The 5675-nt window shown below is 61.7% G+C and carries 6 protein-coding genes; 3 read left to right on the forward strand and 3 right to left on the reverse strand.

Going from position 1 to position 5675, the window contains the following annotated elements; genetic code table 11:
* Positions 1-38 precede the first annotated feature (38 nt).
* Positions 39-179, forward strand: coding sequence for a DUF7534 family protein (locus tag WBV42_RS10625; RefSeq protein ID WP_423986003.1), 141 nt, complete (start codon positions 39-41; stop codon positions 177-179).
* A gap of 139 nt (positions 180-318) precedes the next feature.
* Positions 319-1113: a hypothetical protein gene (locus WBV42_RS10630; protein WP_423985998.1), complete on the forward strand. Its 795-nt coding sequence runs from the start codon at positions 319-321 to the stop codon at positions 1111-1113.
* A gap of 57 nt (positions 1114-1170) precedes the next feature.
* On the opposite strand, the gene prf1 is transcribed toward WBV42_RS10630, so the two are convergent.
* The 3 genes from prf1 to WBV42_RS10645 form a co-directional block, all read right to left on the reverse strand.
* Positions 1171-2412, reverse strand: a complete 1242-nt coding sequence (gene prf1 / locus WBV42_RS10635) for a peptide chain release factor aRF-1 (protein ID WP_423985999.1) — start codon at positions 2410-2412, stop codon at positions 1171-1173.
* Positions 2413-2498: 86 nt separating this feature from the next.
* A complete protein-coding gene (locus WBV42_RS10640) occupies positions 2499-3125 on the reverse strand; it encodes a cysteine hydrolase family protein (protein ID WP_423986000.1) in 627 nt (208 codons plus the stop codon).
* Positions 3122-3916 carry a YqcI/YcgG family protein gene (locus WBV42_RS10645; RefSeq protein WP_423986001.1) on the reverse strand — a complete coding sequence of 265 codons (795 nt, stop codon included), beginning with the start codon at positions 3914-3916 and terminating at the stop codon, positions 3122-3124. Before WBV42_RS10645 ends, WBV42_RS10640 begins: the two co-directional genes overlap by 4 nt.
* A 239-nt stretch (positions 3917-4155) precedes the next feature.
* Between WBV42_RS10645 and WBV42_RS10650 the strand changes: the two genes are divergently transcribed.
* A partial coding sequence (locus tag WBV42_RS10650) for an AAA family ATPase (protein ID WP_423986002.1) occupies positions 4156-5675 on the forward strand: 1520 nt, incomplete at its 3' end.

Genomic DNA, 5675 nt, shown 5'->3' on the forward strand with positions numbered 1-5675 from the left:
GTCTCGCGGGAATCGTCTCCATCAGCAGTATCGGCGCGATGGTTCTCGGTTCGATACTCGCACCGCCCGACCCGTTCACGCAAGTGCTCTACACACCGGCTTGCTTCGTGATTCTGCTACTGCTCACGTACTTCCTCATTTATCGACGCCGATACGGACGCCTTCCGGAGGTCGCATAAAGCGGCCAACCGTCGAGTAGCGGATTTCGAGACCTTCCACTCTACGGTACAGCGTTTCGTTACTAGCGACTCTGCTTATCCATCTGCGCGTCGGAACCCGTAGTCAGGCACTCCGTGCCGTCTGAACACCCAATCCACCATGTCCACCGTCCAATTCGACGACATCTCGACCCGACTCGAACAGTCCCTCACCGATTTCAACGGCGAGTCTTCCGACGAACGAACGCAACTTTCGACCCGCCTCGGAACAGCATTGGAGCGGCTTCAAGACGCATTCGAATCCGCCGAGACGTTCGATAACGTGACCGCGGCCGCCGAGAACCTCTGGACCGTCATCGACGAAGCCGAGGACGTGCTCGGCGGGTTCGACGCCGAGTCGTTCGGCAACACTGTCGACGTGACGAAGTTGCCCGACGCCATCGAGTTCGAAGACGTTCCGGACGCCGTCGAGAGCGGTGACCCCAAGGCGGCCATCGACGCGAAGGAACTCGTGAAAGCCGTCAACTTCCGCGAGTTCTGGAGCTCCGACGAGATGCAGGACCTCTGGAAGGAGGGAAAAGAACTGGCCGACGCGGTCGGCGTCCTCTCCGGAACCGATTCGAACGACAACGACGACGGCGGCGATGGACTCGGCGAGATGGACGGCGACACGGCCGACATCGCCTCGCAAGCGACCGAAGGCAAACTCCAGTCCGAACTGCAGGAGAACGCCGAGAACTTCCGGGAGCAGATCGAGACCGCCCGCGAGCGATTGAAAGGGCAAATCGCCGAGAGCGAGTTGGGTTCCGGCGAAGGGTCTGACCGCGGCGACAGCAGTTCTTCCCCCGGAAACCGTCCGGACATGCAGGTCACGTTCTCGTACTCCACGATGCCGGACGACCGCCCGGATATCGACGCCACGTCGCACTACTCGACGATGCCGAAACGCGAATGAAAGGAGAACGGGATACAGAGAGAAATAGGATACAGAGAAAACAGGAAGCAGTCCGGCTTACACGCCGGTGGAGTACCGAAGGATGCCAGCGACGCCGCCGAAGGCGTTCAGCAGTTGTTCGCCCTTTTCGAAGTCCGTGCTGATGAACTTCGTCTCGGTGCCGCGCTGTTCGGCGATGTTCATCAGGTACTCGATGGCGTCCTCGCGTTCGGTCATTTCGGCCTCGGTCCCGTTCTCGCAGGTGTGGCTCGGGTCCTGTTTTCGGCGGTCGATGAACTCGTATTCCTCCTGGTCGCCACACTCGAAGACGGCGACGTCCTTGCGGAGGTCCTCGGAGAGGAGCAGGCGGTCCACCGACCCCATCACGAGGTTCTTGCGCGTCGGCTCGAACCCGTAGGTCGCGAGGTCGCCCTCGTGGAGTTCGCGGAAGAACTCCTCCATCTCCTTTTTGTCCTTCATTACCTCCGCGTCGGCCAACACTTCCTGTGCGGCATCGACGAGGTCGTACAGTCCGGACTCGTCCGTGTAGGAGACATCGAACTTTCCGAGCACCTTCTGGTCGAGTTCGTGGTGGAGGTAGTCACCGTCGAGGAACTCGTCCTTCGTCGGCGATGGACCGCCGACGAGAATGCCGTCCAACTCGTGTCGCTTCGGGACGAATAGGTCGTCGGCCATCCCCGCGACCTCCTGATAGAAGTTGTCGATGGCTTCGAGGCGCAGTCGGTGGAAACGCTGGGCGGACTGACCACCTTTGCGCTGCTTTCCGGGGACGAGCGACGACGCTGACTTGACGGGTTCGACGCGCTTCCCTTTCAGCCACCCGACGTTCGCCTCGCGTCGGTCGAGGACGATGAGGCCGTACAGGCCCTTGTCGCCGAGCATCTCCTCCAACGGTTCCGTGAGGAACTGGGAGTCACAGTGGTAGCGGAACGACTCGACGGGGTCCGGCGGGCTTTCGAGCACCTTCGTGACCATGTCGGTCTGGCCGCCGCCGGTGTCGATGGCACCGCTGAAAATGACGATTCCGCGGTCCGGCGGGAAGGTGTCGTAGTAGCGCAGTCGGTCCTTGATGGACGTGAGTGCGTCCTGAACGTTGGTTCGGGTCTGCTTCGATTTGATGTTGCTCGCTTCGCTGTGCTCCTGGGTGACGTGCGCGACCACGTCGCTGACCTGCTTGTCCTCCGGAATGTAGATAGTGACGAGTTGGGTCCCCGAGCCTTCGTACTGTTTCAAGTCCTCGATGACCTTCTGGAACTCGTACTTTTTCCTGTCGGACTGTTCTCCTTCCTGCTGGCTCATTACTCCCTTCTAGCCGCTCCAACTGGTAAGTAAGCTTTGACCTCGCTTGCGGCGTGCTACCGCGATTTTGCGTTTCGGATCCGTACTCACGCCACCGTCGCCAACAGTTCGTCGGTCGTCACGACGGTCGCGAATTCGCCAGCGAGTTGTGCGAGCGCGACTCGGTGGTTCGTCTCGGCGGATATCTCGGTGCCGTCGGGTGCCACTCGGTCGAACGTTGCCGTCGCGTCCGAGACGAGGAACGCGCGGAAACCCAGATTCTCCGCCATTCGCGTCGTGGTCGAAACGCAGTGATCGGTTGTCAGGCCGACGACGACGACGGTTTCGTACCCCCCTTCGCGGAGCCACGACTCCAGTTCCGTCCCGATGAACCCGCTGTTGACGCGCTTTTCGAACGCAGGTTCGTCGTCCGTAGGTGCCAGTTCCGGGACGAACGCGAACCCCTCTGAATCGCCCCGAAGCGGCGAGTTTTCCTCCGTCGAGTCGTGCCGAACGTGGACGACGGGGCGGTCGGCGCGTCGCCACGCATCGAGTAGTTCCGCCGCTCGTTGCTCCGCATCGGGGTTGTTACGCTCGCCCCACACGGGGTCGGCGAACCCCTGTTGGAAGTCGATGGCGAGCAGGACGGCGTCGTCCGGGAGGTCGAGTTCGGATCGGAACTCGGATTCGGTGTCGGATTCGGGTTTGGTGTCGGTGTCAGTTTCGGCGGTCATGCGTCGATGAGGACCCTGCTCTTCGGATGTTCCCGAGTCGTCCGAATCGGACACTCGTCCGGCGCTTGCTCCTCGTCCTGCGAGAAGAGGTACTGGGGCCACTCGTGGTCGCCTTCGACGCCCCAGTCACCGAGTTGTGCGTGCGGGCAGACGCGGTCGTAGCTCTTCATGCGTTCCTGGATGATCTCCCGTGCTCGCTGTCCCTTTTCCGTGTCGGCCGTCACGCCGTCGAACAGGGACCGCGGTTGGAACGTGATCTCCAATCCGACCGGGCAGTAGCGGCTCTTTCTGTCCTCGTAGAACGGCGCGCGACAGGTCGGGAACATCGGTTCGCCGTTGAAACAGAACTCCCACTCGTTGTCCTCCGGGTCGGTCGGGATTTCCTCCGGCCACGGTTCCGGGTCGTGAACGTGGAGAAACTGCAGGATGTGCCACATGGATTCGTGGTAGCCAGCCTCCGGGAGTTGCTCCTCCGGAGGCTCGAAGAACACCGTCAGTGGCGCACGCTTGCTGTAGTCTTCGTATATCTCGTGATACTCCGCGATGGTTTCACCGAGCGAGAGGAGCGCGTCCTTGTCGGTCATCGACGGACAGAACGTGTACAGCGCGTCACCCTGCTGTTCGGTCTCGATGCCGAAGTAACACGGGAACGGAGTCCCGTTCCGCTCCCCGAGGAGACCGTTTCGAAAGCTCTCGTAGTGTGCGGCGGCCCAGTCCGGTACCGCACCCGAGTCCACGCGGTGCTGGATGGTGGACTGGTCCATCAGCACGCCGATACCCGGTTCGTTCATGGAGGCCCTTTGGGAGCGAATCGTACTATGCGTTTTGACCTGCCGTTCGTCGCGGGATTCGAATGTCGTACCTCGGACAACTTTTCCACATAAGTCACCCAAGCCACGGCGGATGGGGGTTCTTGGTCCGGATTCGTCCCACGTCAGCACAAACTCATTCGTGTTGTTTGTTCTATATTTCGGGCTAAACAACGGACTAGGTTTATGTACGTGCTGTTGTTCGGTTTGACATAACGACCATGACTGGGACAGTATTGGCGGTTGCAAGCGGCAAGGGAGGTGTGGGGAAGACGACGACCGCGATCAATCTCGGAGCGATGCTCGCGGCGGCGGAGTATTCGGTCGTCGTCGTGGACACCGACCTCGGAATGGCGAACGTCGGCGGCTACCTCGATTTCGAGATCGACGGTGCGACGCTCCATGAAGTGCTTTCGGGCGACGCTGGCATCGAAGACGCGATCTACAACGCGCCCGGTGAGATCGACGTCGTTCCGAGCAGCACCGATATCTACACGTTCGCACAGTCACAGACGGCGGGGCTTCAGCAGGTCGTCGCCGACCTGCGCGAACAGTACGAGTACGTCCTCCTCGACACCGGTGCCGGTATCAGCTACGACACCATCCTCCCGCTCTCGCTCGCGGACGACGTTCTGCTCGTTACCACTCCGGACATCGCCGCAGTGCGCGATACGGCTAAAACAGCCGAACTCACGGCCCGCGTCGATGGATCGGTTCGCGGTGCGGTGCTCACCCAGCGCGGCAACGACATCCTCAACGCCGACAACGTCGAAGGGACGCTCGATAACGACGTTCTCACCGTCGTTCCGGACGACGAAACCGTCCCGATGGGTCTCGACGCCGGACGACCGCTCGCCGTCTTCTCGCCGAACAGTCCGTCCGCGAAGGCATACCGGGAACTCGCGGATATCGTCACCGGCGCGACGGACTCCCCCGAACTGTCCGGCGAACCCACCTCACGATCGAACTCCACCCCTGTCTCCGATTCCCCACCCTCTCCCTCGCTCGCCGACGCCGAGTTCGAACTCGGGGCCAGCAGCCCCGAAGAACCGCCAGCTACGGAGCCCGAGCCGACCCCCGAAGCGACTGACGATACTCCCTCCGAGGAATCAGACGCGTCCCCCAGTCCCGATGAGCGACCGCTCGACCTCGAAGCCGCCGCCGATACGTCCGAGTCCGACACCGATGCGTTCGAATCTGCCAATGCCCCTTCCGAACCTACCGATTCACCGTCCGACCCCGCCGATGCTGTATCCAAGCCTACCGACTCACCGTCCGACTCGGTATCCTCGGACCAACCGACCGAAGACGCCGAAACGGAATCCGATTCGGCATCGGACCCCGACCCAGTCCACGACCTCATCGACCGAAAAGTCATCAAAACCGGCGACACGGACGGGTCCGAACCGAGCGTGGAAGCGGCCCCGCTCGAAGACGAGCCGGAATCCGTGGAGAGTGCCGCCACCCCCGATATCCCAACTGACGACGCTGACTTCCCGACGGACGACGCTGCCGCTCCCGAGCAGACTGCCGATACCGCGACACCTCCAGATGAGTCCATCGCTGAAGCGGACGATACGGACGAGTTCGACACCGTTCTCTCCGATGCCGGTGATACGTCGGAATCGACCACGACACCCGACACGGAAACGCCGACCGACCTTCCCGACGAAATCGTCGAAGCCGAACCCGAGGAGCGGAACGATGCGGACGAAATAGAGGCCGTCCCGTTTCAGGACGA

The organism is Haladaptatus sp. (assembly GCF_049589095.1).
Classification (GTDB): domain Archaea; phylum Halobacteriota; class Halobacteria; order Halobacteriales; family Haladaptataceae; genus Haladaptatus.